The following is a 24,580-nucleotide window of genomic DNA, read 5'->3' on the forward strand; positions in this document are numbered from 1 at the left end:
GGCTTCTCCGACACCCGCGCCGCCGCCCGCCGCTACTTCAAAAACGACACCCACTCCATCGTCACCAAAACCCTGCAGATGCTGGCGGCGAGGGGCGAGATCGAGGAGGGCGCGCCGTCGTACGCGATTGACCGGTACAAGCTGCTGGACGTCAACGCAGGCACCACAGGTGGCGCCGGCGGCGAAGCCTAGGAAACTGCACTAAAAAGGTGGCGGCGGTGTTCATGAACACCGCCGCCCCCCATGCGTTAAGAGTGCAATGAATCTACGTCCCCAGGTTCCTCCGGTCCACCACGAACCCTGTGGCTGCGTTTTCCCGGACCGCGTTGATGCCGGCCACCACTGCCTTCAGGCTGGGAAACTGCGGTGATACGGCCACCACTGTTCCGTCATCGGCTGTCAGCCGGAACCGGAAAGTGTTGCTTCCCGCCCTGAGAATTTCGAAACTGCCCGCCATCTTCCCCTACCTCCACGCGTCATTGCATCAGAGCTGATTTGAACAATTCCCTACCGACAATAATCGGCGTCGGTGGCCACCAACAGCCCTACCGAGGAGTAGTTTGAAACCGATATTGGTAGATGTCATGGAAAGCAACGCAGGAGCTACAGACCGGAAAGGGCCCCGCGCGTATGGTGAGGATATGACTGCATCCGGCACGGCGCCCACCACGGGCGTCCTGCTTGCCGCCGGCGCCGGGACACGATTGGGCCGCGGCCCCAAAGCCCTGCTCCCCTACCGGGGCCGGACCCTGGTGGAAGTCCTGGCCGACACCTTGTTCGACGGCGGCTGCCGCGAGGTGGTGGTGGTCCTCGGAGCCGAGGCTGACCGGGTGCGCAGTTCCACGGAACTCTCGCGGTACAGGGTGGTTGCGAACGATCACTGGGCCAAGGGGATGTCGGGTTCCTTCCGTCTGGGCATCGGAGCGGCGGAGCCGGGGAACAGCATCATGGTGGCGCTGGTGGACCAGCCCGGATTAACCCCGACGGCGGTCAGCAGGTTGCTGGGCAGCCACCGTCCCGGCCGGGTCACTGCAGCCGCCTATCCTGACGGGTTCGGCCACCTGAAGCGTCGGCACCCGGTGATTTTCGACGTCGGGCTCCGCGACCAGGCGGCGGAAGCAGCGCACGGTGACACGGGCGCGCGCTCGTTCCTCAAAGCCCACCCGGGTTTGGTCGACCTGGTGGATTGCAGTGATCTCTGCTCCGGTGAAGACCTGGATACCAAGGACCAGCTGCATCTGCTGGACGGGTAGATTTGACCGCATGATCCGTATCGACATTGACGATCCCGCGCGCCCTGATGTCCACGCACTCCTGAGCGAGCACCTGGCCGACATGTTCGCCACGTCCCCTGCGGAAAGCGTGCATGCCCTGGATCATTCCGCGTTGTCCCACGAATCGATCACGTTCTGGACCGCCCGCGAGGATGGAGTGCTCCTGGGCTGCGGAGCGCTGAAGGTGCTGGGCGTGCCCGGACAGGCGGAACTCAAGTCCATGCGGACTGCCGGGGAGGCACGCGGCCGGGGCGTGGCGACGCTGCTGTTGAAGCACATTCTGGCCGAGGCACGGAACCGGGGTTACCACCGGGTGGCCTTGGAAACGGGGACCGAGGAGTACTTCGCTCCGGCCCGCAGTCTGTATGCCAAGCACGGCTTCACCGAATGCGCTCCCTTCGCCGATTACACGCTGGATCCGAACAGCGTCTTCATGGAACTCCCTCTGGAACCCAACTAGGTCGCATTTGTGCGCGTTTTGCCGGGTCAAAACGCGCACAACTGCGACCTAGTTGGGTGAGGGGGTGGGGAACAAGGTGCGGCTAGTTCGGGATCAGGGTGCGGTCCCTTAACGCCAGGTAGATCTTGTCCCGCGCGATGGGGAGCTCGCCGAAGCGGACCCCCGTTGCGTTCCGGATCGCGTTGGCCAGGGCAGGTGCCACGGGGTTGAACGGACTCTCGCTCATGGACTTGGCTCCCAACGGGCCGGTGGAATCGTTGGTCGTAGCGAAGTAGACCTCGCTCCGGGGCACATCCGCGAAGGAAGGGATGTGGTACTGCCGCAGGATATCCGTGGTGACCCGGCCTTCCCCGTCCACCTTCACTTCCTCATACAACGTGGCACCCAGCGCCTGCGCAATGCCGCCCTCGATCTGGCCACGGCATTGCCGGGGGTTGACCACAACACCTGCATCGGCAGCCTGCACGCTCTGCAGGATCCGCAACTCCCCCGTTCCGGTGTTCACGGCAACGCGGAACCCATGGACGTTGAACGCCACCGAGCGCGGCGTACCACCCCAGTTCCCGTCAGTGGCGAGACGGACGCCCTGCAGCGTACCGGCGTCGTAGATGTCCTTCAACGGCACCGTCCGGTCGCCGCACTCCACCGCTCCGTCCACCAGACGGCAATCCGCCAAGGGGACACCGGTCAGCGAAGCAGCGACCGTCTGGATGCGGGTAGCCAACTCCAGCGCAGCAGCGAGCGTCGCCTTGCCCGCCACCACTGTTCCGGCTGAGCCGAACGCGCCGGTATCGTGCTCCACGAGGTCCGTGTCGGACTGCCGCACCTGGATGTTGTAGGCGGTAGTGCTGAGAGCCGTGGCAGCCAGCTGCGCATGGACGGTGGTGGTGCCGTTCCCGAATTCCGCAGTTCCGACATCGACGGCGTACCGGCCGTCCGCTTCCAGGCTCACCCGGGTGTGGGCGAAGTGGCCACGCGGCGGGACGGTGTCGATCATGGACAGTGCCGCGCCTTCGCCGGTGACCCACTCCGGTCCGAGGTCATCCAGGCCCGCGGCACGGTACCGTTCCTTGCCCCGGTCCAAGGCGTCGCGAACCAAGGCCACGCACTGATCCAGGCCGTAGCTGCCGTAGTGGACGTCTTCCTCGGGTTCGGGCGTAGTGGAAAGCATGTGGTCACCGGGCCGGACCATGTTCTTGAGCCGGAACTCCAGCGGGTCCATGCCGATCCCGACAGCCAGCTCATCAATGGCCGATTCGATCGCAAAGATCATCTGGCTCAGGCCGTAGCCGCGGAAGGCGCCGGCAGGAACCGTGTTGGTATACACGGCGTGGGCATCCACCTTCTTGTTGGCGCATTTGTACACCGCCAGGGATTCGCCGCAGCCGTGGAACATCACACCTGGCGCGTGGTTGCCGTAAGCGCCGGTATTGGTGAGGACATCCAGTTGCAGGGCGGTCAGGTAGCCGTCGCGGTTGGCCCCTGCCTTGAGCTTGATCGTGAACGGGTGCCTGGTGGTGGTTGACGTGAACTGCTCCGTCCGGGTGAACTCCACTTGCACGGGCCGCTTCAACGCAAGGGCTGCCAACGCCACCAGGTCCTCGGTGAGCACTTCCTGCTTGCCACCGAAGCCACCACCGACCCGTCCGGCAACCACCCGGACGGACTCCTGCGGCAGGTCGAACAGGCGGACCAGGGTCCGCTTGACCAAGAAGGGAACCTGGCTGGAGGAACGGACCATCAGCCGTCCTTCCTCGTCCACCCACGCAATGGACGAGTGGGTTTCCATGGCAACGTGCTGCACGCGCTGGGTCTGGTAGGTGTGTTCGTGGACAAAATCGGCGGCGGCGAACCCGTCGGCAACACTACCCAGTTCCGCGTGCACTTCGGCCACCACATTGTCCATGGGCCGCGCAATCCGGGTGGAGACGGCGTCCTTTTCGCCGTGAATGGCCGGGGCGCCGGGGAGGATGGCGTCCTGCGGAGTGAAGACAGCTTCCAGGAGCTCATACTCCACCTCCAAGGCCCGCGCGCCGGCCTCCGCTGCGCCAACGGATTCGGCCACGACGGCGGCAACCCGCTGCCCGATGAACCTCACCACGTTGTCCAGCACCCTGGTGTCATCGGGATCGTCGGTGTATTGCTCGTGCTGGGCGGTGGAGAAGAGCTGCTGTGGGGCGTCCTCATGGGTGAACACCGCCACCACACCCGGAACTGCCAGCGCTGCTGCCTTGTCGATGGACACGATCCGCGCGTGGGCGTGCGGGGAACGGAGGAGCTTCAGGTGCAGCAAGCCGGGAAGCTGTTCGGCCGGGACATCCAGGGTGTACCGGGCGGTGCCCGTGACCACAGCCTGGCCGGCGGGCGCGGGGACGTTGTCACCGAGCTGGCCGCTCTTGGCTTCAACGGCGGCCGGTGCCTGCGCCCCGGAAACGTCCGTTCCGGCGTCGTGCGTTCCGGAAACGCCCGCCCCGGAAACGCCCGCCCCGGCGTCGGGCCCGTGCGCGTGGCCGGAGTCCCCGCAGACCGCGTCCGCAATGGACCGGTAGCCGGTGCAGCGGCACAGGTTGCCTTTGAGGTTCCGCGGCAGGTTGGCGCGTTGTTCGTCGTCGAACGTGGCCGCGGTCATCATCATGCCGGCGGTGCAGAAGCCGCATTGGAAGCCCTGGGCTTCGAGGAACTGTTCCTGCACAGGGTGGAGGCCCTCGGCAGTGGCGAGGCCTTCGATGGTGGTGACTGCTTTGCCCTCGGCACGGACCGCCGGATAGATGCAGCTGTGGACCGGCGTGCCGTCGACGTGGACGGTGCAGGCTCCGCAGTCGCCGCCGTCGCAGCCCTTCTTGACGCCGAAGTTGCCCTGTTCCCGCAGGAAAGTGCGAAGGCACTGGCCAGGACGGGGTGCGGCCTGCGAAGCAGCGCCGTTGATCTCAATTGCCATGGGTGGCCTCCTTCTGGGGGTCGCCGGGGGTGCTGGAGGGTTGCGTGGACGGCTGGGGCGAGGTGTCGTGCGGCGGCCAGAAATCACCAGAGACCCGCATCCCCTCATCCAGCAGCTCTGCCCGGATTTCCTCCGCGAGCCGGAGGGTCATGTCCCGGCGCCACGCCCGAAGTCCGTGGATGTCATCGTGGTAGAGCGTCCAGGGAATGGAATCGTCGACGGCGGCAGCCAGTCCGGCGGCGTCAGGAACCTGATCGGCGGCGAACCTGAGTTGAACCGGTCGCTTGGTGGAGGCGGTCACCGTGATGACCAGGCCGAAGACGGGGTCCAGCCTGCCAATCAGCAGCACACCGGAGCGGCCGAGATTGCTCAAGGACAAGCGGCGGAAGGCCACGCGGGCTGAAAGGGCTTCGGCGGGAAGGTGGATGCTCCGCAGCAGTTCGCCGGGTGAGAGCACGTTGTCCATGTCGCCGGTGACAAAGTCGGCAACCGGCACCTCGCGGCTGCTGCCATCCGGACTGAGGATCGTGGCAATTCCGTCCAACCCCGCGCACAGCGAGATCATGGGTCCTGCCGGCAACGACGTGCAGATGTTGCCGCCCACGGTGGACATGTTCCAGATCTTGAAGGACGCCACAAAGGAATCGCAGCTGGGACGCACCAACGCCAGGGCAGGCCATTCCCGGTGCGCCGCTTCTGCAGAATCGGGGAGGTCGTAGAGCTCCGCCACAGTGCACGTGGCGGCGAGGTCGATCCCGCGGTCGGAGGCCGTGATGGCAGGCCACCCCGCGGCGCCCAGGTCAAGAAGGCGCTTCAGCACGGTGCTGCCGTAGGAGAACAGGACGGTCCCACCTGCCAGCCACGCATCCCCTTCGCGCCATTGCGACGGGTCGGTGGTAGGAACCACCGCCTCGATGGTGTTCATGTCCATGGGTCCTCCTGGAGGGAATGGGGTGCCGGACCGGCCGGCACAGCTTCTGCGGGCGATGCGTGGATCGGCCCGGACGTGTCTTTGAGTGAAGGAAATCCTGTACTGCCTGCGGTCCGGGTGCCCCGGCCTGCCACGATCTCCGCCGTGATGGATACCGCAACTTCCGCAGGGGTCACCGCTCCCAGATCAAGGCCGATCGGCGAGTGCAGTTGCTCCAGCATCCCCACCGGCATGCCCGTATCCAGCAGAGCCGTGATCCGTTGGCGATGGCTTCGGCGCGAGCCCATGGCACCGACGTAGGCCAGTTTGAGCCGGAGAGCCGTTTCCAGCAGCGGAATATCGAACTTAGGGTCGTGGGTCAGTACGCACACCACGGTGCGGGGGTCGATCCGTCCTGCGGCGGCTTCGGCTTCCAGGTACTGGTGCGGCCATTGCGTGACCACTTGGTCCGCCCCGGCGAAGCGCCCTTGTTGGGCAAAGGCGGGCCTGGCGTCGCAGAGCGTGACATCGTAGCCCAGGAGCTGCCCGGCAGGGAGCAGCGCGGCACCAAAATCATTGGCACCGAAAATGAGCATGCGCGCGGCCGGCAAACGGCTCTCGACGAACAGGGTGATGGGCTGCGGTTCAGGTTCCTCACGAGGATTTTCCCACCGGTCCAAGGTGACCCAACCATCGATGCAACCTTCCGGCGGCGCGAGCCTCACCAGTCCGGTGCGGCCACCCTGCAGCAGGGGCTCCACTTGGGCAGCTGCCGCGAAGAGCGTCGCGGGGTGGTCCCCCACCAGCTCGGCCAGTTCCTGCGACTCCATGGCACGGAACCGCACAGGATCATGGACGACGACGGCACCTCCTCCCGCGTCCAGCCGTCGGATCAGTGCCAAGGCAGTGGCGCCCTCCGGCTGGCTGGCCAGGAGCCCAAGTTCAGCCGGCCCGCCGAGCGGCTGGATGTGCACTTCGAGTTCCCCGCCACAGGTGAGCCCGGCCGCGAAAGCGTCCTCGGCACTGAAGCCGAACGACTCAAGGCGGGGGCCGCCGTCGCGCATTGCTTCCAGGGCCGCTTCAACCACGGCGCCTTCCACGCAGCCGCCTGAAAGGCTGCCCAGGATTTCGCCGGTTTCGGAGACCATCATGGAGGTCCCTGTGGGCCGCGGCACCGAACCGCCGGTCCCCACAATCGTGGCCACAGCGCATCGTTGGCCTGAGACCGCAGGCCGCCAGCTCCCCAGCGAAGGCAACAGATCCAGCATGGCAACACGTCCTTTTTCCAGGTGTCCCGGCCGGGGGCCCGGCCGGTGCAGCGCGCTGTCTTGCCTCATATTCTCATTCCGTGAAGCTGTTGAGGGGTAGTGCGCGCTGCGTAAGTTCGAGGGTTTATGAGGAGCAGGGCAGGGCTTCATCTCCCTGCCCTGCTCCCTGGAGCGTCCGCTCCAAGCGGAACCTTTGGGCTCCCCGCCGCCGCCCGCCGTCGTCCCCTCTGTCAGGGGACCACGACGGCGGACGCCTATTCGTGCGGTGGGGTCCCGTCAGGACCGCCGATCGGAGTGCCGGAGAACCCGCCGGCCCGGGTTGTGCGGCTCCGGCTAGATACCCATCAGGGCGTTGATCGGACCGCGGGCGAAGTAGATGATGAACCCCGCCGTGACCGCCCACATGAGCGGGTGGACCTTTTTGGCCTTGCCAGACGCCGCGTTGACCACGGCGAAGGAGATGAACCCGACGCCGATCCCGTTGGCGATGGAGTACGTCAGCGGCATGGTCACGATGGTCAGGAAGGCCGGGAGGGCGATCGCGAACTTGGTGAACTTGATCTCGCGGATCTGGGCCATCATCATCGCGCCGACCACGACCAAAGCCGCAGCTGCGACCTCGAGCGGGACCACGGAGGTCAGCGGGGTGAAGAACATCGATCCGAGGAACAGGGCACCGGTGACCACGGAGGCCAGGCCGGTGCGGGCGCCTTCGCCGATGCCTGCGGCCGAGTCGATATAAACAGTGTTGGACGAACCCGAGGTTGCGCCACCCACCACTGCGCCCATGCCTTCAACAATGAAAGCCGACTTGAGCTTGGGGAACGTACCGTCCTTGTGGGCCACGCCTGCACTCTTGGCCAGGCCGGTCATGGTGCCCATGGCGTCGAAGAAGTTGGTGAACACCAGGGTAAAGACCAGCATGGTGGCAGCGAGCCCGCCGATCCTGGCGAACGAACCGAAGAGATCGAACTGGCCCACCAGGCTCAGGTCCGGGACGGAAACCAGCTGGCCGGAAAGCACCGGGGTGTTGAGGTGCCAGCCACCGGGGTTGTCTGCGGAGCCGGGACCGATCCGGAACACGGCCTCGGCAACAGCGGCGAGGACGGTCGTAGCGACGATGCCGATGAGCAGGCCGCCCTGGATCCTGCGTGCCACGAGGATACCCATGACCAGCAATCCGACAATGAAAACGAGGGTGGGGATGGAGGTGATGGATCCACCATTGCCGAGCTGGACCGGAGGACCACCCGTGGTGGGGCGGACGAATCCGGAGTCGACGAAGCCAATAAAAGCGATGAACAGGCCGATGCCAACGGTAATGGCAGCCTTGAGTTCCTTGGGTACCGCCTTAAAGATCGCGGTCCGGGCACCCGTGGCGCCGAAGATGACGATCAGGATGCCGTTGATGACCACCAGGCCCATGGCCTCAGGCCAGGTGACTTCCTGGATCACGGCGACTGCCAGGAAGGAATTGATGCCCAGGCCAGCCGCGAGCCCGAAGGGAAGGTTGGCGACCAAACCGAAGACGATGGTCATGACGCCAGCGGTCAGGCCGGTGACGGCACCAACCTGTGCTGCGGAGAGCCATCCGCCGGCAACGTCCGTGGGGGCGTTGTCGGCCGAGAAGCCTCCGAGGATGAGCGGGTTGAGGATGACGATGTACGCCATGGTGAAGAACGTCACCAGGCCGCCGCGGAATTCGCGGGCCAAGGTGGAGCCGCGCTGGGTGATCTGGAAGAACTTGTCCAGGAAGCTCGGAGGCTTCTTGCCGTTGCCGGCCGCTCCTGCAGCGCGTTTCACGTTTGCAGCTGTGGGCTCTGCGCCTCCGTTGGGGAAGAGCGCAGCCTGCTTCTCAGCTGCTTTTTGCATTTCTGCGGTATCCAGGATTTCCATGTCAGCCACCGGGCCCTAGTAATCAATCCTGGAATCAAGCGTGTTCCACGTGGTGAACGGCTGGATGACCGGCGGGGCCTGGGGGTCGCCCAGTTCCAGCTTGGCTACCGGCATCAGGTCGTCCCGGTTGTCGTTCTCGAAGTACTCGTAGAAGACAGCATCGTCGAAGCCCACCGAGGCGGCGTCGTGGCGGTCCGCGGCGAAGAACACGCGGTCGATGCGGGCCCAGAGTGCGGACGCCAGGCACATGGGGCATGGTTCGCAACTGGTGTAGAGGGTGGCACCGCTCAAATCGAAGGTTCCCAGTTCGCGGCAGGCGCTGCGGATGGCCGTGACTTCTGCGTGGGCGGTGGGATCGTTCGAGGCGGTAACGCGGTTGACGCCTTGGAAGGCTTGTCCGTCCGCGGTAACAACGACGGCGCCGAACGGCCCTCCGCTGTTGAGGACATTGGCCGTTGCCAGCTCAATGGAGGTGGCCAGGAATTGCTCGGCCGTGACGGTTGTACTCATGTTGCGACTTCCTTTAGTGCTTGGAAGCCGGGTGACCTGTTGGGGGGCGCCGCAAAGAGGAGCTCCAGTTGCTTGGTTACCAGGCTTCAGCATGTGCGATGAAGGTTAAGTTGCGCCTGGTAGATAGCTTCCCGAGGTCCGGGTGCCCGCCTTTGGCAGTAAGAGCGTAGCACCACGTTTGTGAGCCGCGCCATAGTTTTTTGAAAACTTAATTTCGTCATGCGAAATTACAAACCAAGCGTGCCTTGCCGCCGCTTGGTGCGCCAATGTGACCGGCGACCCTTACTGCGGGCGTTGACTGCCGCCGTCGGGCCTTCTACGCTTTTCTGGACCGGCCCCTCTCTGGGCGGCCGGTTCCTGGATCAGCAGACAGGGCCGAACTGAGCTGGAACGCATACATGCCGACCAGACAAGGAACCCTCCATGCTTTGGATCAAAAACCCCCTGGGTATCTTCACCGCAAACGAACTCGACGCCGCCAACGGACTGGTAATTTCCGACGACGGCACGATCGTTGAACTCGTGCCTTCCGGCGGACGACCTTCCATGCCCTGCATCGAGTTCGACGCTTCCTCCCACGTGGTTCTGCCCGGTCTCATCAACACCCATCACCACTTCTACCAAACGCTCACCCGCGCCTGGGGACCAGTGGCGAATGTGCCCCTCTTCCCCTGGCTGCAGAACCTTTACCCCGTGTGGGCGCGGCTCACCCCACGAAGCCTGGAACTCGCCGTACAGGTTGCCTTGACCGAGCTGCTTTTGTCCGGGTGCACTACGGCCGCCGACCACCACTACCTGTTCCCCGACGGCATGGAAGAGGCGATCGACATTGAAGTCGCCGCCGTCCGCGCCATGGGCATGCGGGCAACCCTGACGCGCGGCTCGATGACACTCGGAGAGGACGACGGCGGGCTGCCGCCCCGGACCACGGTCCAGTCACCCGAGGCGATCCTTGCGGACAGCGAACGGCTGATTCGCCAGCATCACGAGACAGGTCCCGGGGCTGTTGTGCAGATCGCGCTTGCTCCTTGCTCCCCCTTCTCGGTGACCAAGGAAATCATGGCCGAATCAGCGGTCATGGCCGAGCGATACGACGTCCGCCTGCATACGCACCTTGCCGAAACCATCGACGAGGAAGACTTCTGCCGCTCCATGTTCGGTCTTCGGACCGTGGACTACCTGGAATCCGTTGGCTGGCTCGGATCCCGGACCTGGTTGGGACACGGTATCCACTTCAACGACGAGGAGATCGCCAGGCTGGGAGCCGCGCGCACCGCCGTCGCGCATTGCCCGACATCGAACATGAGGTTGGCCTCCGGTACCGCACGCGTGCTGGAACTTGAGGATGCCGGCGTTCCTGTGGGCCTCGGCGTTGATGGCTCCGCGTCCAACGATGCGTCCAACATGATCCTCGAAGCACGCCAGGCCCTGTACCTGCAGCGGCTGCGTTACGGCGCCTCGGTTCCCGTACCCCGCGCACTGGGCTGGGCAACACGTGGGTCCGCTGCGGTTCTTGGGCGTTCCGACATTGGGCAGTTGGCTCCGGGCTTGCAGGCCGACCTGGCACTGTTCAAGCTCGATTCCCTGCGCTTCTCGGGAAGCCACGATCCCGTTGCTGCTTTGTTGCTGTGCGGCGCAGACCGGGCAGACCGGGTGATGGTTGGCGGTTCGTGGCGTGTTGTGGACGGGGCGATTCCTGATCTGGACGTGGCTCAGTTGATCGCCGAGCACTCTGCGGCGGCACGGAAGCTCGTGGCGGGGTAGGGTCCGGCACGCACGAAATCGCCGGAACGCGTCCCTTTCGTGGGGAACGTTCCGGCGATTTCGCATGCTTCCGGCGGTCTCGCTGCTTGCACTGTCGCGTCAATCTCCAGCGTCGACGCGGCTCTGCTAGATCGTGACCTTGTAGATGTGGTGCGTGTACTCGTTTGCGAAAGAGTCCGTGAACTTGCCGTTTTGGATGGGGATGGTGCGGTTCTCTCCCACCACCTCCACCTGGGTTCCCGTAATTCCAGCGGGGAGGGTAAACGTCTTGGAACCGGTGTTGCCATTGAGGCCGATGCCGGCAAACAGGTAGGCGCTGCCATCCTTGGCCTTCAACATGGTGTCGGTACCCGTGGCGCCGGCATTCCAGCCATAACTCTGCGTGTTCAACACCGGAGCCAGCGATTGGATTTTGGCCAGTGCGGCCTTGATACTGGCCTTCCGGTCAGCAGGGATGTCAACCAGGCTGTAATTCCCGAACTGGGGATCGTTGTTGTGTTGAAAAATGGAAATTCCCCGTGCCTCGTGAATGATACCGGACCACATGGCGCCTTCCATCTGCTCGGGAGTGATGGTCCTGGCGTTGGACTCCGACAGATAAGGCCTGGCGGACTCAACGAAGATCCAGTTGGGGTGGACCCCTGGCGTTGCCTGGTAGGACCGGGCGCGGTCGATCTGCCAGCCATATGCTGCAGCCGTCATTGGATTGGCGCCTGCCGGCCAATGCGGCGACTGCCTGATGGCGTCACCAACAGGCGGGGATGTGTAGGCGTAGTTGTCAACGCTCGCGGCGTCCACAACGGCCAGGAAGTCGTCCATGGTCCCGGAGGCCCACCACGTACCAAGAATGCCTTTTGAGTAATTCGCGAACGTGAACCGTCCGTCATTGTAGCTCCGGATCCTGTCCACCAGAGCCTGCATGCGTGCCAGGTTCTCTTCGGTATTGGCACCGCCGCAACCGAGTCCCATGTCGCACTCGTCGTACGTGGTCCAGCCGACCACGTTGGGGTCGTTTCCTACCTCCGCCCGCGTCCATTCCTGCCCGGCCATGACAAGCATGCCCGTGCTGGTGATGGTTGATATCGGCGATCCGTCATGTTCGGCATCCTGGAACACGTTGACGCCAATGTCCTTCAACGCTGCGGCGTGTCCGGGCTTACCGAAGAACACGGCAACGGGGAACAGATTCGGATCATTGAGCTGCGCCGCGCCGGGAAACTTGGCCCAATAGGCGGGTCCGCCGTCCCACGGAATCCGGGCCAGGTTGGCGAGGCTACCCGGGCCCGGAGGCGTGGTGGGCGTTGGTGTCGGCGTCGTGGTTGGTGACGCTGTCGGCGTCGGCGTCGTGGTTGGTGACGCTGTCGGCGTCGGCGTTGTGGTTGGTGACGCTGTCGGCGTCGGCGTCGTGGTTGGTGACGCTGTCGGCGTCGGCGTCGTGGTTGGTGACGCTGTCGGCGTCGGCTCCTCGCTGGCCGTCGGACTGGGGCTGGCGGTCGACGTAGCTGTCGGTTCGGGTGTGCCGGTTGGAGATACCGTCGAATCCGTGGGGGTCGACGTCGGTTCCGCCGTCGACGTTGCACTCGGGCTCTCTGTAGGCGGCGGCGTACCGGGATCCGTGCAACCCGAAAGGGCCACAACGATCACCGCCCCCAGCGTGACGAAGGTGCGTTTCATGACTTTGTATTCCTTTGGGGAAGCAGCCTGAATGATGCTGCTGCGGCGCCAGACCCCCAGCTCCGGCTCTTTCTGTCACCTGCCAGGCAGGGATTATCAGCCGGGCATCAGTGTCCCGGCACAGCTCGATGACGAGCACCAGCCATTGCTCGACCTGCTGCAGTGCGACGCGTACGGACATTTGTCCGCATGCCATCGAGCCAGCAAGTGCGGCCCAAACAAGGGGGCCACGACGACCTTCAAGACCCATCGGGTGGCCGTTTGCCCAGCTTACGTGATCCGCGCCACACCCCGCGCGAATGTGACGCGACGCAAATCCGGCCTGCTCGCCGCCCTGCACTCGCGCGAAAACGCTGGAAGATGCCCATTTCGCGCGGAAGGTTACGGCGTCTTGGCAGCCTTCCCGCGACTTCGAGCGCCGGGCACAGCAAAGCGGGCGGCACCTCCCCAGGTGCCGCCCGCCTCGTTGGCTCTGTTGCGCAGAGTCCGCGCCCCTGTTGCAGGTCAGGGGCGCTGCCGGCCGAAGACAGGGAGTGCGCGCAGCCAGCGGGAGAACCCGGTGGCCTTGCGGTCGCAGTCGGCCGGAATGTAAAAGTCGGGATCTGTCGCACCAAAGGGCAGGTACAGCTCCTGGCCCGGTGCCGGGAATTCCACGACGTTGTTCGTATCCTTCGAGTCCATCTGTTCCTCCTCTTTCATGCGCTCGTTTGCCAATTCAAGAGTTCCGTAATTCGGAAACTTTTTATTGATATGTGGAAAGTCTAGGAGAACGGGAAAGCGGGCGTCAAGACCCCCTTCGAGGGTGACTGAGTTGCCCCGGTCACATTTGGATAGTTCATAACGATCACCCCGAACCCGTATACACATGCCGAATTCGTAAGCTACTCTCGAATGAGTTCGTGGCGTAGGTCACGTAACCTGAGAGCAGCAGGCAGGGTCGTAATGAGCTGGCATCCATGGATGCCGGCTCTTTTTTGTTGGGGTCGGCTCCACCGGAAACGCAGTGGAAACACTCGCTTAATTTCATTGATGGAACGTAGGTTCCACCTCACAGAAGTTGGGATATGACCATGAGCAACAACATCGTCCTCGGCGAAAACCAGTACGGCAAAGCAGAAGTCCGCGTCGTCAAGGTCACCCGGGATACCGACCGCCACCAGATCGAAGACCTGAACGTCACCTCGCAGCTCCGGGGCGATTTCGAGGCAGCCCACCTCCAGGGCGACAACGGCCACGTGGTAGCCACCGACACCCAGAAGAACACCGTCTACGCGTTCGCCCGTGAAGGCGTCGGCTCGCCTGAGGCCTTCCTGCTGCGCCTCGCGGACCACTTCACCGGGGAGTTCTCCTGGGTTACCGGTGGCCGCTGGGAAGCTGAGTCCTACGCCTGGGAGCGCATCCAGGCACACGGCCAGGGACACGACCACAGCTTCGTCCGCAACGGACAAGAGGTGCGTACCGCCGTCGTCGTCCGCGATGGCGCAACCACCCACATCGTCTCCGGCCTCAAGGACCTGACCGTCCTGAAGACCACGCAGTCCGGCTTCGTCGGCTACCCGCGCGACAAGTACACCACCCTGCCGGAAACCACGGACCGCATCCTGGCTACGGATGTCTCCGCCCGCTGGCGCTACAACACCAACCTGGACGCAGCAGCCACGGACTTCAACAAGAGCTACGAGGACATCAAGGCCCTCCTCCTCGAGGGCTTCACGGAGAACTACTCGCACGCACTGCAGCAGACCCTCTTCGACATGGGCAAGAAGGTCCTTGAGGCACACAGCGAAGTCACCGAGATCAAGTTCTCCATGCCCAACAAGCACCACTTCTTGGTTGACCTGAGCCCGTTCGGTCAGGACAACCCCAACGAGGTCTTCTTCGCCGCTGACCGCCCGTACGGCCTCATCGAAGCAACCGTCCAGCGCGACAACACCACCGCCGCACCGCTTGCCTGGATGGGCATCGCCGGCTTCTGCTAAGCACCACCGGGCTTAAGCCGCGCTACTAAAGCCGCGCGCCAAGCCACCGGGTTTGTGTGCAGGTTCCGCCCAAGGACACCCCAGGGCCGCCCCGCAACAGCGGGACCTGCACACAATCCCGACCCCAAAAACTACACACTTTTGTTAGCCAGACACAGTTAGCCAGACGAAGACGTCTGCCATGAACCCAGAAAGTCTGCCATGAACACCAAGAAGAAGTCCCGCCCCGCCAATCAGGGCGTGCAGAAACCACAGCGCCCCGAGGACCAACGGCTCTCGATCGGAAGCACGTTCGCCTACGGCTTCCAGCACGTTCTCACCATGTACGGCGGCATCATCGCTCCGCCCCTGATCATCGGCGCAGCCGCGGGCATGTCGTCCCAGGACATCGGGCTCCTGATCGCCGCTTGCCTTTTCGTCGGCGGCCTCGCCACCATCCTGCAGACCGTGGGCATCCGGTTCTTCGGTTCGCAGCTTCCCCTGGTCCAGGGCGTGTCCTTCGCCGGCGTGTCCACCATGGTGGCGATCGTGCAGGGCGGAGGCGGAATCCAGGCGGTGTTCGGCTCAGTGATCGTGGCCTCGCTGATCGGCCTGGCCATCACTCCCCTGTTCTCCAAGATCATCAAATTCTTCCCGCCGGTGGTGACGGGCACTGTCATCACCACCATTGGCCTGACGTTGATGCCCGTGGCCGCCAACTGGGCCATGGGTGGCAACGCCAAGGCTGAGAACTACGGCAGCATGGCCAACATCGGACTCGCAGCCGCAACCATGGGTGTCGTGCTGCTCCTGAGCAAGGTGGGCAACGCAGCCATCTCCCGGCTGTCCATCCTGCTGGCCATGGTGATCGGTACCATCATCGCTTTCGTCGCGGGCATGACGGACTTCTCCAAGGTTGGCCAGGGCGACATCGTTGCTTTCCCCACCCCGTTCGCTTTCGGTGCACCGACGTTTGAAATCGCCGCCATCATCTCCATGCTGATCGTCATCCTGGTGACACTGACAGAAACCTCCGCGGACATCATCGCTGTGGGCGAGATCGTGGACACCAAGGTGGACTCCCGCCGCATCGGTGACGGCCTCCGCGCAGACATGCTTTCCAGCGCCATCTCCCCGCTGTTCAACTCCTTCACGCAGAGCGCCTTTGCGCAGAACGTTGGACTCGTGGCCATCACCGGCATCAAGAGCCGCTTCGTAGTCAGCGCCGGCGGCGTGATCCTGGTGGTCCTGGGCCTCCTGCCGATCCTCGGCCGCGTGGTCGCAGCGGTTCCGACGCCCGTCCTGGGTGGTGCCGGCGTCGTACTTTTCGGCACGGTTGCCGCCAGCGGCATCCGCACCCTCGCCAAGGTCGAATACAAGAACAACATGAACCTGATCATCGTGGCTGCCTCGATCGGCTTCGGCATGATCCCGATCGCGGCACCCAAGTTCTACGACCAGTTCCCCTCCTGGTTCTCCACGATCTTCCACTCGGGCATCAGCTCGGCGGCGGTCATGGCGATCATCCTGAACATCATCTTCAACCACTTCAAGGCCGGGAATTCGGACAACCAGTCGGTGTTTGTCGCCGGCACGGAGCGTGTGGTCACGTCCGAGGACATCAAGTGCCTGGAGCACGGTGACCGCTTTGAGAACGGCAAGTTGATCGACGCCGACGGTAACGAGGTCCCGCTCAAGAGCACCTCGGCGTCCGAGCACTGACTCACGGCGACCAAGCAAGACGGCAGTGTTTCCTTGGGGGCACTGCCGTCTTTCGCCGGCTTAAGGGACCGGTCAGCATGCGCCAAAAAGCCCCGTCGAGTTGGCACTTAATGACAATGTTTGCGGTAAACACTGTCATTAAGTGCCAACTCGGCGGGGCTGGAGGTGGAGGGCGGGGATCAGTTCTGGTTGAGCTCCGCGGAGATCGCCAGGGCGGCCTCCCGCAGCATGGGTACTGCACGGTCGGCGAAGGTCTGGTCCACACGCGTGATAGGGCCGGACACGGAAATGGCCGTAGGTGTGGGTGCGTTTGGCACGGCCATGGCGAAGCAGCGTACGCCGAGCTCCTGCTCTTCCTCGTCGATGGAGTAACCGCGTTCGCGGATGAGCTTCAGGTCTGCAAGCAGGGAATCGATGTCGCCGATGCTCTTGGCCGTGGGCGTTGGCATGCCAGTGCGGGACACGATGCCTCGGACTTGCTCGTCGTCGAGCTGGGCGAGGATTGCCTTGCCGACGCCGGTGTCGTGAGTGTGTGCACGGCGGCCAACCTCGGTGAACATGCGCATGGAGTGCATGGACGGGACCTGGGCCACGTAGATGACCATGTCGGAGTCGAGCACGGCCATGTTGGACGTTTCGCCGAGCCGTTCCACGAGGGTCTTCAGCTGCGGGCGCGCCACGGCACCGAGTTGCTTGCTGGCGCCTTCCCCGAGCCGGATGAGCCGGGGGCCCAAGGCGTAGCGGCGGTTGGGCAACTGGCGGATGTAGCCGAGCGCCACGAGGGTCCGCAGCAGACGGTGGATGGTGGGCAGGGGCAGGTCCGTAGAGGATGACAGTTCACTCAGCGTGACGTCTCCGCCTGCTTCCGTGATCAGTTCCAACAGCTCAAAGACGCGCTCAACGGACTGCACGCCTCCGGAGGCTTTTTCAGCCATGTCCTTGTCTCCAATGACTCAGATTCCGACAACTCTTATCCGCATCGTGAAAAGAATTGCTTAGAACACCCAAGATACAGCACGCACGGCCTGCCCGCGACGACACCGAACATGACCGGCCGAGGGGTTGTGTTTCCACTTTGTAGATAATAATATCCATAATACGAAAACATTCGGTTGTAACGGCGGCCCGGGAACGGGCCTAACAGGAGGAATTTCAATGGCGAATCCGAGCCCCGGTAACTCGATCACCCTGCGCGTCTCCGCGCCGTCGAGCTTCACTGCCACCAGCGAACTGGCAGCTGCCGTTGGCGCGGCGGGTGCCGCAATCACCGCCCTGGACGTCACGGAATCCCACCACGAGACCATCGTCGTGGACGTCACCTGCAACACCACCGACGACGCCCATGCCGGCCGCGTCAAGGACGCCCTGAACGCCCTCGACGGCGTGACGGTCCAGCACGTCTCCGACCGCACCTTCCTGATGCACCTCGGTGGCAAGCTTGAGGTCGTCCCCAAAGTAGCCCTGCGCAACCGCGACGATCTTTCGCGCGCCTACACTCCCGGCGTCGCACGCGTCTGCCTGGCCATCGCAGAAGACCCCGCCGCTGCCCGCAACCTGACGGTCAAGCGCAACACGATCGCCGTCCTCACCGACGGTTCCGCCGTCCTGGGCCTGGGCAACATCGGCCCCGCCGCAGCGCTCCCGGTCATGGAGGGCAAGGCCGCGCTGTTCAAGCAGTTCGCCAACGTGGACGCCTGGCCGGTCTGCCTGGACACCCAGGACACCGAAGAAATCATCAAGATTGCCAAGGCCATGGCGCCTGTCTACGGCGGCATCAACCTCGAGGACATCGCCGCGCCGCGCTGCTTCGAGATCGAGAACCGCCTCCGCGAAGAACTGGACATCCCTGTCTTCCACGACGACCAGCACGGCACCGCGATCGTTACCCTCGCAGCCTTGGTCAACGCGCTCCGCGTCGTGGACAAGAAGCTGTCCGAAGTCAAGATCGTGGTCTCCGGCGTCGGTGCTGCCGGTTCCGCCATCATCCAGCTCCTCAAGGCCCAGGGCGCACAGCACATCGTCGCCGCCGGCCGCTCGGGCGCCATCCACTCGGGCGAGAAGTACGACGACGAACACCGCACCTGGATTGCCGCGAACACCAACGAGGAAGGCTTCTCCGGCAGCCTCCACGACGCCCTCAAGGGAGCGGACGTATTCATCGGTGTCAGCGCCCCGCACGTGATCGGCGAAGAGCAGGTTGCCTCCATGGCCGAGAACGCCATTGTGTTCGCCATGGCCAACCCAACGCCGGAAATCGACCCGACCATCGCGTCCAAGCACGCAGCCGTGGTGGCAACGGGACGCAGCGACTTCCCGAACCAGATCAACAACGTGCTGGCCTTCCCGGGCTTCTTCCGTGGCCTGCTGGACGCCGGAGCATCGGACATCACGCCGAACATGCTGGTCGCAGCTGCCGAAGCAATCGCCAACCGCGTGGCTGACGACGAGCTCAACGCGAGCTACATTATCCCCAGCGTCTTCGATCCCCATGTTGCCGCCGAGGTAGCTGCCGCCGTCGCTGCAGCCGCCCACGCAAACGCAGCCCGCTAGCACCAGCGCACTATAGACAAAGGAATCCGCTCCCATGGCTATTACAGTCACAGATCCCCGGCCGATCGAACGCGCCGAGGAAATCCTCACCCCCAAAGCCCTGGCCTTTATCGAGGAACTGCATAAGCGCTTCGCCGGCACCCGCAACGAATTGCTCCAAGCCCGCAAGGCCAAGCGCCAGAAGGTTGCCGAGACCAGCCGCCTGGACTTCCTCCCGGAAACCCAGGAGATCCGCGACGGCGACTGGAAGGTTGCCGAGGCACCGGCAGCTTTGCAGGACCGCCGCGTGGAAATGACCGGCCCGGCCACCCCTGCCAAGATGGCCATCAACGCCCTGAACTCCGGCGCCAAAGTCTGGCTCGCCGACCTTGAAGACGCCTCCACCCCCACATGGCCCAACGTCATCGACGCCATCCTCAACCTCCGCGACGCAGCCCAGGGAACCCTGAGCTACACCTCCCCCGAGGGCAAGGAATACCGCCTCCGCACGGATGCTCCCCTGGCCGTTGTTGTGGCCCGCCCGCGTGGCTGGCACATGGAGGAGAGCCACCTGCTGATCGACGGCGAACCCACCGTCGGCGGCCTGGTGGACTTCGGCCTGCACTTCTTCCACATCGCCAAGCAGCTCCTGCTCAACGGCCACGGTCCGTACTACTACTTGCCGAAGATGGAGAGCCACCTCGAGGCCCGGCTCTGGAACGACGTCTTCGTGTTCGCGCAGGACTACCTCGGCATCCCGCAGGGCAGCATCCGCGCCACGGTCCTCATCGAGACCATCCCCGCCGCTTTCGAGATGGACGAGATCCTCTACGAACTGCGCGACCACGCCTCGGGCCTCAACGCAGGCCGTTGGGACTACCTGTTCAGCATCATCAAGTACTTCCGTGATGCGGGCGAAGAGTTCGTCCTCCCGGACCGCGCCACCGTTGCCATGACGGCACCGTTCATGCGCGCCTACACTGAGCTCCTGGTCAAGACCTGCCACAAGCGCGGCGCTTTCGCCATGGGTGGCATGGCCGCAGTGATCCCCAACCGCAAGCAGCCGGACGTCACCGCCGCAGCTTTCGACAAGGTCCGCGCCGACAAGACCCGCGAAGCAAACGACGGCTTCGACGGTTCCTGGGTTGCCCACCCGGACCTGGTTTCCACCTGTCGCGAAGTGTTCGACTCCGTGCTCGGCGACCGCCCGAACCAGATCGACAAGCAGCGTCCCGAGGTGAACGTCACCGCCGAGCAGTTGATCGACGTCGCCTCCGCCGGCGGTACCGTCACTGAGGCCGGGCTTCGCCTGAACCTCTACGTCGCCGTCGCCTACACCGGCGTCTGGATCTCAGGCAGCGGCGCCGTGGCCATCCACAACCTCATGGAGGACGCTGCGACGGCGGAAATCTCCCGCTCGCAGGTGTGGCAGCAGCTGCGCAACAAGTCCATCCTGGCGGACACGGGCAACACCGTGACCCGCGAACTCGTGACCCGGATCCTCGGCGAAGAGACCGAGCGCCTGCGCATCGAATTCGGTGACGAGAACTTCACCAAGTACTACGAGCCGGCTTCCAAGCTGATCGAGGAAATCTGCCTCTCCGACGAGTACACGGACTTCCTCACCACGCCCGCGTATGAGCTGGTGGGCTGAGATGAGTTCCTTCTCCCCTTTCGATCTGGCCCACATCGAGAAACAGCTCGCCGCCACGGACCAGCTGCTTGACCGCAACTACCCCGGCGACGACGGCTCACGCCAGCCAATCCACACCGTCTACGTGCCGGCCGACCGCTTTACGCCCACCTTTGTGGCTGATTGGGGCGCCCAGGCACTCGCGACGGCGGAGGCTCACGGTGGCCTGGAAAAGCTGGGACAGCTGCTGGGCCAGGAGCCCGACCTCGCAGCCGCTGTCGCGGCCCGGGTTGCTGCCAAGCTCGCTTCCGAGCCCATCGAGGACCTGCGTTTGGACTTCGAGGACGGTTACGGCGACCGGGGCGACGAGGCAGAAGATGCCGACGTCGTTGCTGCCGCCAAGGCCGTTGCCGCTGCAGTTGCGGCCGGAACGGCTCCGCCCTTCATCGGCATCCGATTCAAGTGCTTCGAGGCCCCCACCCGGGCCCGTGGCCTGAAGACCCTGGACCTGTTCGTGTCCACACTGGCTGAGGCCGGGGAGCTTCCCGCCGGACTGATCCTTACCCTGCCCAAGGTCACCACGGTGGCCCAGGTCCAGGCCATGGATTACGCAGTGTCCCGCCTTGAGGAAGTCCTCGGACTCCCGGCCGGCCGGCTCCGCTTCGAGGTGCAGGTGGAAACCCCGCAGCTCATCCTCGGTGCGGACGGAACCTCTCCCGTGGCACAGCTCCCGCACGTGGTGCCCGGCCGTATCAGCGCACTGCACTACGGTACCTACGACTACAGCGCCTCCCTCGGCATCTCCGCGGAATACCAGTCCATGGAACACCCGGTGGCCGACTTCGCCAAGGAAGTCATGCAGCTCGCCGTCGCCGGCACGGGCATCCGCCTCTCCGACGGCTCCACCAACATCATCCCCGTGGGTGACGCCGTGGAAGACGCCTGGAAGCTGCACGGCCGTTTGGTCCGCCGCTCCCTGGAGAACGGCTACTACCAGGGCTGGGATCTCCACGCCGCCCAGCTCCCCAGCCGTTTCTCGGCGTCGTACGCTTTCTACCGCGAAGGCCTGCCGGCCGCGGCGCTGCGCCTGCGCAACTACGTCGAGCGAACCGAAGGCGGCGTCATGGACGAACCCGCCACAGCCCGTGCGCTTGCCGGCTTCGTCCTGCGCGGCGTCCAGTGCGGCGCAGTGGGGACCGACGAGGTCAAGGCGCTTGCCGGCGTCGAACTTCCACAGCTGACCGCACTGGCGCATCCCCGGCTCGCACAACCAACTTCGCACTGATAAGGAGCACCTTGATGGGCAACTACTACTACCCGACCGGTGGCTTGCCGCCGCAGACCCACCTGACCACGGAACGGGCCATCGTTACCGAGGCCTACACCGTGATCCCCAAGGGCGTCCTCACGGACATCGTGACCAGCAACCTGCCGGGCTTCACCAACACCCGTTCCTGGATCATCGCGCGGCCGATCTCCGGCTTCGCAACGACGTTCTCGCAGCTGATCGTCGAGATCGCTCCGGGCGGCGGCGCTCCCAAGGCGGAGTTCGAGCCGGGCGTCGAAGGCGTCGTGTTCGTGACCAAGGGCCAGCTCAACCTGACCCTCGACGGCGAACTTCACCACCTCGAAGAGGGCGGCTACGCCTACCTCGCGGCCGGTGCCGAGTGGGGCGTGGAGAACGTCTCCAACGACATCGTCTCCTACCACTGGATCCGCAAAGCCTACGAACGGCTTGAGGGCTACGAGGCAAAGTCCTTCGTGACAAACGAAAAGGACATCGAGCCTACGTCCATGCCGGACACCAACGACGTCTGGAAGACCACGCGGTTCACGGACTCCAGCGACCTCGCCCACGACATGCAGGTCAACATCGTCACCTTCCAGCCCGGCGGCGTGATCCCCTTCCCGGAGACCCACGTCATGGAGCACGGCCTGTACGTCCTTGAGGGCAAGGCCATGTACCTGCTCAACAACGACTGGGTTGAGGTAGAGGCCGGCGACTTCATGTGGCTGCGTGCTTTCTGCCCGCAGGCTTGCTACGCGGGTGGGCCGGGCGAGTTCCGCTACCTGTTGTACAAGGACATGAACCGCCAGGTGAAGCTCACCTGATTTTCGCTCGAGATCGCCGGAACGCTGCCCCTTCGTGGGGAACGTTCCGGCGATTTCGTCGTTTTCCGGCGAAGTCGGCGGTTTGGCGGAGGCGGTTACCGGCGACGGCCCACGGCGAGCCCGGCCCAAAACGCGAGGACGATCAGGCCAACTACTGATATGGCCACGCCCAGTTGTGTTTCCTTGCTCAGGAATGACCCGTTATTCCCCACGAACACCTCATTGCTGAGGGGCGCGTAGGCGAACCACCCCACCTCCGCGTTCAGGCTGGTCCACGCCACCACCACCCCCACCAGCACAGCGACCAGCCCCAATAAAGGCACGACGACGGCGGTCAGTTTCCGTGCAGGCTGCGGTGTGTTGTGTTCCCCAAGTGTGTTGTTGTCCCCCATGCGGCTGAGTCTAGCCCGAGCACCCAACTGGGTCGCATTTGTGCGCGTTTTGAGGGCTCAAAACGCGCTCTGCTGCTACTTAGTTGGATCGGGTACGCGGGCCGTACGCCTACTTGAGAGCTCCGGCGATCCGGTACGACTCCTGGAGCAGTTCGTCGAGTTCTCCCACTTCGATCCTGTCCAGGCGGATGAGGACCAGGTTCGGGGAGCGATCGTGGTGCGGGGTCCAGAAGTACGTGTCCGGTTCAGTACCCGCGAGCGCCTCGCGTTCATAGGTCTTGACCGTGACAACCCCGTCTTCCCACATTCGGGCCATGAGGGTCTTGGCGAACCAGGCCGGTTGCTCCCAGCTCAGGCGTTCGGTCACGCCGGGCAGGCCCAGACAGATCCTTCGAACGTCATCTTCGGTGGCCATGGTCCACTGTTGCACCCGGTCCGCTGCCGCAACAAGGGACTACGCTGGGCACATGTTGAGCATCGGCAGCATTGTCCTGGGCGTGAACGACCTCGCTCGCGCTACGGAATTCTGGCAGTCCGCCTTGGGCTATGTGCCCCGTGAACCCGGTGATGACACGTGGGTGATTCTTGTTCCGGCCTCCGGTCCGGGGGCCCAGCTCGCTTTGTCGTTCAGCGAAACCCCGGTCCAGGAACACCCCCGGATCCACCTGGACCTCTACGCGGACAACCAGGCTGCCGAGATCGAGCGGCTCATCGGCCTCGGCGCAGCGCATGTGGATTGGGACCTGTACCCGGAAAAACCGGACTTCGTGGTTCTGGAAGACCCGGACGGCAACCGCTTCTGCGTCATCGACAAAAGCCCGCGGTAGCACCGCCGTCGTGCCCCAACTACGTAGCATTTGTGCGCGTTTTGAGCGTTCATAACGCGCACAAATGCGACCCAGTTGGGAGGCGGGGATCGGTAGAGTGCTCCCATGGATGCCAAAGCGACGTTGCTCACCTATCTCCGGACGCGCCGGGCGGACCTGCTCGGGAAAGTAGAGGGCCTCAGCGAATACGATGCCCGCCGGCCCATGACACCCACGGGAACCAACCTGCTGGGGCTGGTGAAACACGTTGCCAGTGTGGAGTTGGGCTATTTCGGGGAGACCTTCGGGCGGCCGAGCGATCGCGCTTTGCCCTGGTATGAACTTACAGCGGAGCCGGATGCGGACATGTGGGTTCCGGCCACCGAGAGCCGCGAGGAAATTATTGAACTGCATCACTTCTCCGCGAAGCACAGCGACGAAACCATCGAGGCACTCCCGCTGGACGCACCCGGTGTGGTGCCGTGGTGGTCCGAGGAAAAGAAGCACGTGACCCTGCACCAAATCCTGGTTCACATGTGCGTCGAAACAGCCCGGCACGCAGGCCACGCGGACATCATCCGGGAGCTCATCGACGGCCAAGCGGGGCAGCGGCCCAACGATCCCAACATCCCCGTACGGAACTCCGAGGAGTTGGCTGCCCACCGCTACCGCTTGGAGCAGGCGGCCCGGGAAGCCGAACGCCTGCGCCCATAAACCTTCACAGCCCACGCATA

Annotated in this window: 24 protein-coding genes; 12 read left to right on the plus strand and 12 right to left on the minus strand. The window is 64.1% G+C overall.

The genetic code is table 11. The features are described 5' to 3' along the window. Positions 1-192: hypothetical protein (locus ACSVIE_RS10140; protein WP_442423717.1), on the plus strand; the 192-nt coding region annotated here is incomplete at its 5' end. Between the two features lie 73 nt (positions 193-265). Here ACSVIE_RS10140 and ACSVIE_RS10145 read toward each other — a convergent pair. Then, positions 266-457 carry a YegP family protein gene (locus ACSVIE_RS10145; protein ID WP_426003999.1) on the minus strand — a complete coding sequence of 64 codons (192 nt, stop codon included), beginning with the start codon at positions 455-457 and terminating at the stop codon, positions 266-268. A 184-nt stretch (positions 458-641) separates the two neighbouring features. On the opposite strand from ACSVIE_RS10145, the gene nboR reads away from it, so the two are divergent. Beyond that, complete coding sequence (gene nboR / locus ACSVIE_RS10150) at positions 642-1,253, plus strand: nicotine blue oxidoreductase (RefSeq protein WP_442423718.1); 612 nt, start codon at positions 642-644, stop codon at positions 1,251-1,253. A gap of 10 nt (positions 1,254-1,263) precedes the next feature. Continuing rightward, the gene (locus ACSVIE_RS10155) at positions 1,264-1,734 is read left to right on the plus strand and encodes a GNAT family N-acetyltransferase (RefSeq protein WP_442423719.1); all 471 of its coding nucleotides are present in this window, start codon (positions 1,264-1,266) and stop codon (positions 1,732-1,734) included. Positions 1,735-1,816: 82 nt separating this feature from the next. On the opposite strand, the gene ACSVIE_RS10160 is transcribed toward ACSVIE_RS10155, so the two are convergent. The 5 genes from ACSVIE_RS10160 to ACSVIE_RS10180 all read right to left on the minus strand — a co-directional run bounded on the left by ACSVIE_RS10160 (position 1,817) and on the right by ACSVIE_RS10180 (position 9,256). Then, a complete protein-coding gene (locus ACSVIE_RS10160; RefSeq protein WP_442423720.1) occupies positions 1,817-4,672 on the minus strand; it encodes a molybdopterin-dependent oxidoreductase in 2,856 nt (951 codons plus the stop codon). Continuing rightward, positions 4,662-5,603, minus strand: a complete 942-nt coding sequence (locus ACSVIE_RS10165) for an FAD binding domain-containing protein (RefSeq protein ID WP_426004004.1) — start codon at positions 5,601-5,603, stop codon at positions 4,662-4,664. The genes ACSVIE_RS10160 and ACSVIE_RS10165 overlap by 11 nt, the downstream gene beginning before the upstream one ends. Then, entirely contained in the window at positions 5,594-6,850 is a 1,257-nt protein-coding gene (locus ACSVIE_RS10170; protein WP_426004005.1) for an XdhC family protein, read from the minus strand. The genes ACSVIE_RS10165 and ACSVIE_RS10170 overlap by 10 nt, the downstream gene beginning before the upstream one ends. Positions 6,851-7,183: 333 nt before the next feature. Then, on the minus strand, positions 7,184-8,755 hold the full coding sequence (locus ACSVIE_RS10175) for an NCS2 family permease (RefSeq protein WP_442423721.1): 1,572 nt from the start codon (positions 8,753-8,755) through the stop codon (positions 7,184-7,186). Between the two features lie 6 nt (positions 8,756-8,761). Continuing rightward, the gene (locus ACSVIE_RS10180) at positions 8,762-9,256 is read right to left on the minus strand and encodes a nucleoside deaminase (protein ID WP_442423722.1); all 495 of its coding nucleotides are present in this window, start codon (positions 9,254-9,256) and stop codon (positions 8,762-8,764) included. A 423-nt stretch (positions 9,257-9,679) separates the two neighbouring features. Here ACSVIE_RS10180 and ACSVIE_RS10185 point away from each other — a divergent pair, with 423 nt between their 5' ends. Then, entirely contained in the window at positions 9,680-11,020 is a 1,341-nt protein-coding gene (locus ACSVIE_RS10185) for an 8-oxoguanine deaminase (protein ID WP_442423723.1), read from the plus strand. A 126-nt stretch (positions 11,021-11,146) separates the two neighbouring features. Here ACSVIE_RS10185 and ACSVIE_RS10190 read toward each other — a convergent pair whose 3' ends face one another. From ACSVIE_RS10190 to ACSVIE_RS10200, 3 genes are all read right to left on the minus strand, one after another. Further along, positions 11,147-12,190, minus strand: a complete 1,044-nt coding sequence (locus ACSVIE_RS10190; protein ID WP_442423724.1) for a hypothetical protein — start codon at positions 12,188-12,190, stop codon at positions 11,147-11,149. A 103-nt stretch (positions 12,191-12,293) separates the two neighbouring features. After that, entirely contained in the window at positions 12,294-12,875 is a 582-nt protein-coding gene (locus ACSVIE_RS10195) for a hypothetical protein (protein WP_442423725.1), read from the minus strand. A 323-nt stretch (positions 12,876-13,198) separates the two neighbouring features. Continuing rightward, positions 13,199-13,375, minus strand: a complete 177-nt coding sequence (locus ACSVIE_RS10200; RefSeq protein ID WP_400268482.1) for a hypothetical protein — start codon at positions 13,373-13,375, stop codon at positions 13,199-13,201. Positions 13,376-13,758: 383 nt separating this feature from the next. On the opposite strand from ACSVIE_RS10200, the gene pucL reads away from it, so the two are divergent. After that, a complete protein-coding gene (gene pucL, locus ACSVIE_RS10205; RefSeq protein ID WP_442423726.1) occupies positions 13,759-14,673 on the plus strand; it encodes a factor-independent urate hydroxylase in 915 nt (304 codons plus the stop codon). Positions 14,674-14,874: 201 nt separating this feature from the next. Further along, positions 14,875-16,374, plus strand: a complete 1,500-nt coding sequence (locus ACSVIE_RS10210) for a nucleobase:cation symporter-2 family protein (RefSeq protein ID WP_426004013.1) — start codon at positions 14,875-14,877, stop codon at positions 16,372-16,374. Between the two features lie 179 nt (positions 16,375-16,553). Here ACSVIE_RS10210 and ACSVIE_RS10215 read toward each other — a convergent pair whose 3' ends face one another. Further along, the gene (locus ACSVIE_RS10215) at positions 16,554-17,309 is read right to left on the minus strand and encodes an IclR family transcriptional regulator (RefSeq protein WP_442423727.1); all 756 of its coding nucleotides are present in this window, start codon (positions 17,307-17,309) and stop codon (positions 16,554-16,556) included. A gap of 220 nt (positions 17,310-17,529) precedes the next feature. On the opposite strand from ACSVIE_RS10215, the gene ACSVIE_RS10220 reads away from it, so the two are divergent. Genes ACSVIE_RS10220 through ACSVIE_RS10235 form a run of 4 tightly spaced genes read left to right on the plus strand, consistent with a single transcriptional unit; the run spans position 17,530 to position 22,648 of the window. Beyond that, on the plus strand, positions 17,530-18,924 hold the full coding sequence (locus ACSVIE_RS10220; protein WP_442423728.1) for an NAD-dependent malic enzyme: 1,395 nt from the start codon (positions 17,530-17,532) through the stop codon (positions 18,922-18,924). Positions 18,925-18,958: 34 nt separating this feature from the next. Next, positions 18,959-20,557 carry a malate synthase A gene (aceB, locus tag ACSVIE_RS10225; protein ID WP_442423729.1) on the plus strand — a complete coding sequence of 533 codons (1,599 nt, stop codon included), beginning with the start codon at positions 18,959-18,961 and terminating at the stop codon, positions 20,555-20,557. Between the two features lies 1 nt (position 20,558). Continuing rightward, complete coding sequence (locus tag ACSVIE_RS10230) at positions 20,559-21,821, plus strand: DUF6986 family protein (RefSeq protein ID WP_442423730.1); 1,263 nt, start codon at positions 20,559-20,561, stop codon at positions 21,819-21,821. A 14-nt stretch (positions 21,822-21,835) separates the two neighbouring features. Beyond that, positions 21,836-22,648, plus strand: coding sequence for a bifunctional allantoicase/(S)-ureidoglycine aminohydrolase (locus ACSVIE_RS10235; RefSeq protein WP_426004019.1), 813 nt, complete (start codon positions 21,836-21,838; stop codon positions 22,646-22,648). A gap of 95 nt (positions 22,649-22,743) precedes the next feature. Here ACSVIE_RS10235 and ACSVIE_RS10240 read toward each other — a convergent pair whose 3' ends face one another. Continuing rightward, positions 22,744-23,040: a hypothetical protein gene (locus ACSVIE_RS10240; protein ID WP_442423731.1), complete on the minus strand. Its 297-nt coding sequence runs from the start codon at positions 23,038-23,040 to the stop codon at positions 22,744-22,746. 109 nt (positions 23,041-23,149) lie between these two features. Beyond that, positions 23,150-23,455: an MmcQ/YjbR family DNA-binding protein gene (locus tag ACSVIE_RS10245; RefSeq protein ID WP_442423732.1), complete on the minus strand. Its 306-nt coding sequence runs from the start codon at positions 23,453-23,455 to the stop codon at positions 23,150-23,152. A 52-nt stretch (positions 23,456-23,507) separates the two neighbouring features. Between ACSVIE_RS10245 and ACSVIE_RS10250 the strand changes: the two genes are divergently transcribed. Together ACSVIE_RS10250 and ACSVIE_RS10255 are read left to right on the plus strand one after the other, a co-directional pair. Next, complete coding sequence (locus ACSVIE_RS10250; protein WP_426004023.1) at positions 23,508-23,867, plus strand: VOC family protein; 360 nt, start codon at positions 23,508-23,510, stop codon at positions 23,865-23,867. Between the two features lie 105 nt (positions 23,868-23,972). Next, positions 23,973-24,560 carry a DinB family protein gene (locus tag ACSVIE_RS10255; protein ID WP_442423733.1) on the plus strand — a complete coding sequence of 196 codons (588 nt, stop codon included), beginning with the start codon at positions 23,973-23,975 and terminating at the stop codon, positions 24,558-24,560. Positions 24,561-24,580: the final 20 nt, after the last annotated feature.

Source organism: Paenarthrobacter sp. NCHU4564, assembly GCF_052156435.1.
GTDB lineage: Bacteria > Actinomycetota > Actinomycetes > Actinomycetales > Micrococcaceae > Arthrobacter.

What these genes read in the sequence shown, in the direction of transcription:
- ACSVIE_RS10210 (WP_426004013.1), top strand. Translation starts at nt 14,875, where the DNA reads ATGAACACCAAGAAGAAGTCCCGCCCCGCCAATCAGGGCGTGCAGAAA.
- ACSVIE_RS10230 (WP_442423730.1), top strand. Translation starts at nt 20,559, where the DNA reads ATGAGTTCCTTCTCCCCTTTCGATCTGGCCCACATCGAGAAACAGCTC.
- pucL (WP_442423726.1), top strand. Translation starts at nt 13,759, where the DNA reads ATGACCATGAGCAACAACATCGTCCTCGGCGAAAACCAGTACGGCAAA.
- ACSVIE_RS10195 (WP_442423725.1), bottom strand. Translation starts at nt 12,875, where the DNA reads ATGTCCGTACGCGTCGCACTGCAGCAGGTCGAGCAATGGCTGGTGCTC.
- nboR (WP_442423718.1), top strand. Translation starts at nt 642, where the DNA reads ATGACTGCATCCGGCACGGCGCCCACCACGGGCGTCCTGCTTGCCGCC.
- ACSVIE_RS10185 (WP_442423723.1), top strand. Translation starts at nt 9,680, where the DNA reads ATGCTTTGGATCAAAAACCCCCTGGGTATCTTCACCGCAAACGAACTC.
- ACSVIE_RS10155 (WP_442423719.1), top strand. Translation starts at nt 1,264, where the DNA reads ATGATCCGTATCGACATTGACGATCCCGCGCGCCCTGATGTCCACGCA.
- ACSVIE_RS10255 (WP_442423733.1), top strand. Translation starts at nt 23,973, where the DNA reads ATGGATGCCAAAGCGACGTTGCTCACCTATCTCCGGACGCGCCGGGCG.
- ACSVIE_RS10200 (WP_400268482.1), bottom strand. Translation starts at nt 13,375, where the DNA reads ATGGACTCGAAGGATACGAACAACGTCGTGGAATTCCCGGCACCGGGC.
- ACSVIE_RS10235 (WP_426004019.1), top strand. Translation starts at nt 21,836, where the DNA reads ATGGGCAACTACTACTACCCGACCGGTGGCTTGCCGCCGCAGACCCAC.
- ACSVIE_RS10220 (WP_442423728.1), top strand. Translation starts at nt 17,530, where the DNA reads ATGGCGAATCCGAGCCCCGGTAACTCGATCACCCTGCGCGTCTCCGCG.
- ACSVIE_RS10250 (WP_426004023.1), top strand. Translation starts at nt 23,508, where the DNA reads ATGTTGAGCATCGGCAGCATTGTCCTGGGCGTGAACGACCTCGCTCGC.
- ACSVIE_RS10180 (WP_442423722.1), bottom strand. Translation starts at nt 9,256, where the DNA reads ATGAGTACAACCGTCACGGCCGAGCAATTCCTGGCCACCTCCATTGAG.
- aceB (WP_442423729.1), top strand. Translation starts at nt 18,959, where the DNA reads ATGGCTATTACAGTCACAGATCCCCGGCCGATCGAACGCGCCGAGGAA.
- ACSVIE_RS10165 (WP_426004004.1), bottom strand. Translation starts at nt 5,603, where the DNA reads ATGGACATGAACACCATCGAGGCGGTGGTTCCTACCACCGACCCGTCG.
- ACSVIE_RS10245 (WP_442423732.1), bottom strand. Translation starts at nt 23,455, where the DNA reads ATGGCCACCGAAGATGACGTTCGAAGGATCTGTCTGGGCCTGCCCGGC.
- ACSVIE_RS10160 (WP_442423720.1), bottom strand. Translation starts at nt 4,672, where the DNA reads ATGGCAATTGAGATCAACGGCGCTGCTTCGCAGGCCGCACCCCGTCCT.
- ACSVIE_RS10145 (WP_426003999.1), bottom strand. Translation starts at nt 457, where the DNA reads ATGGCGGGCAGTTTCGAAATTCTCAGGGCGGGAAGCAACACTTTCCGG.
- ACSVIE_RS10240 (WP_442423731.1), bottom strand. Translation starts at nt 23,040, where the DNA reads ATGGGGGACAACAACACACTTGGGGAACACAACACACCGCAGCCTGCA.
- ACSVIE_RS10170 (WP_426004005.1), bottom strand. Translation starts at nt 6,850, where the DNA reads ATGCTGGATCTGTTGCCTTCGCTGGGGAGCTGGCGGCCTGCGGTCTCA.
- ACSVIE_RS10215 (WP_442423727.1), bottom strand. Translation starts at nt 17,309, where the DNA reads ATGGCTGAAAAAGCCTCCGGAGGCGTGCAGTCCGTTGAGCGCGTCTTT.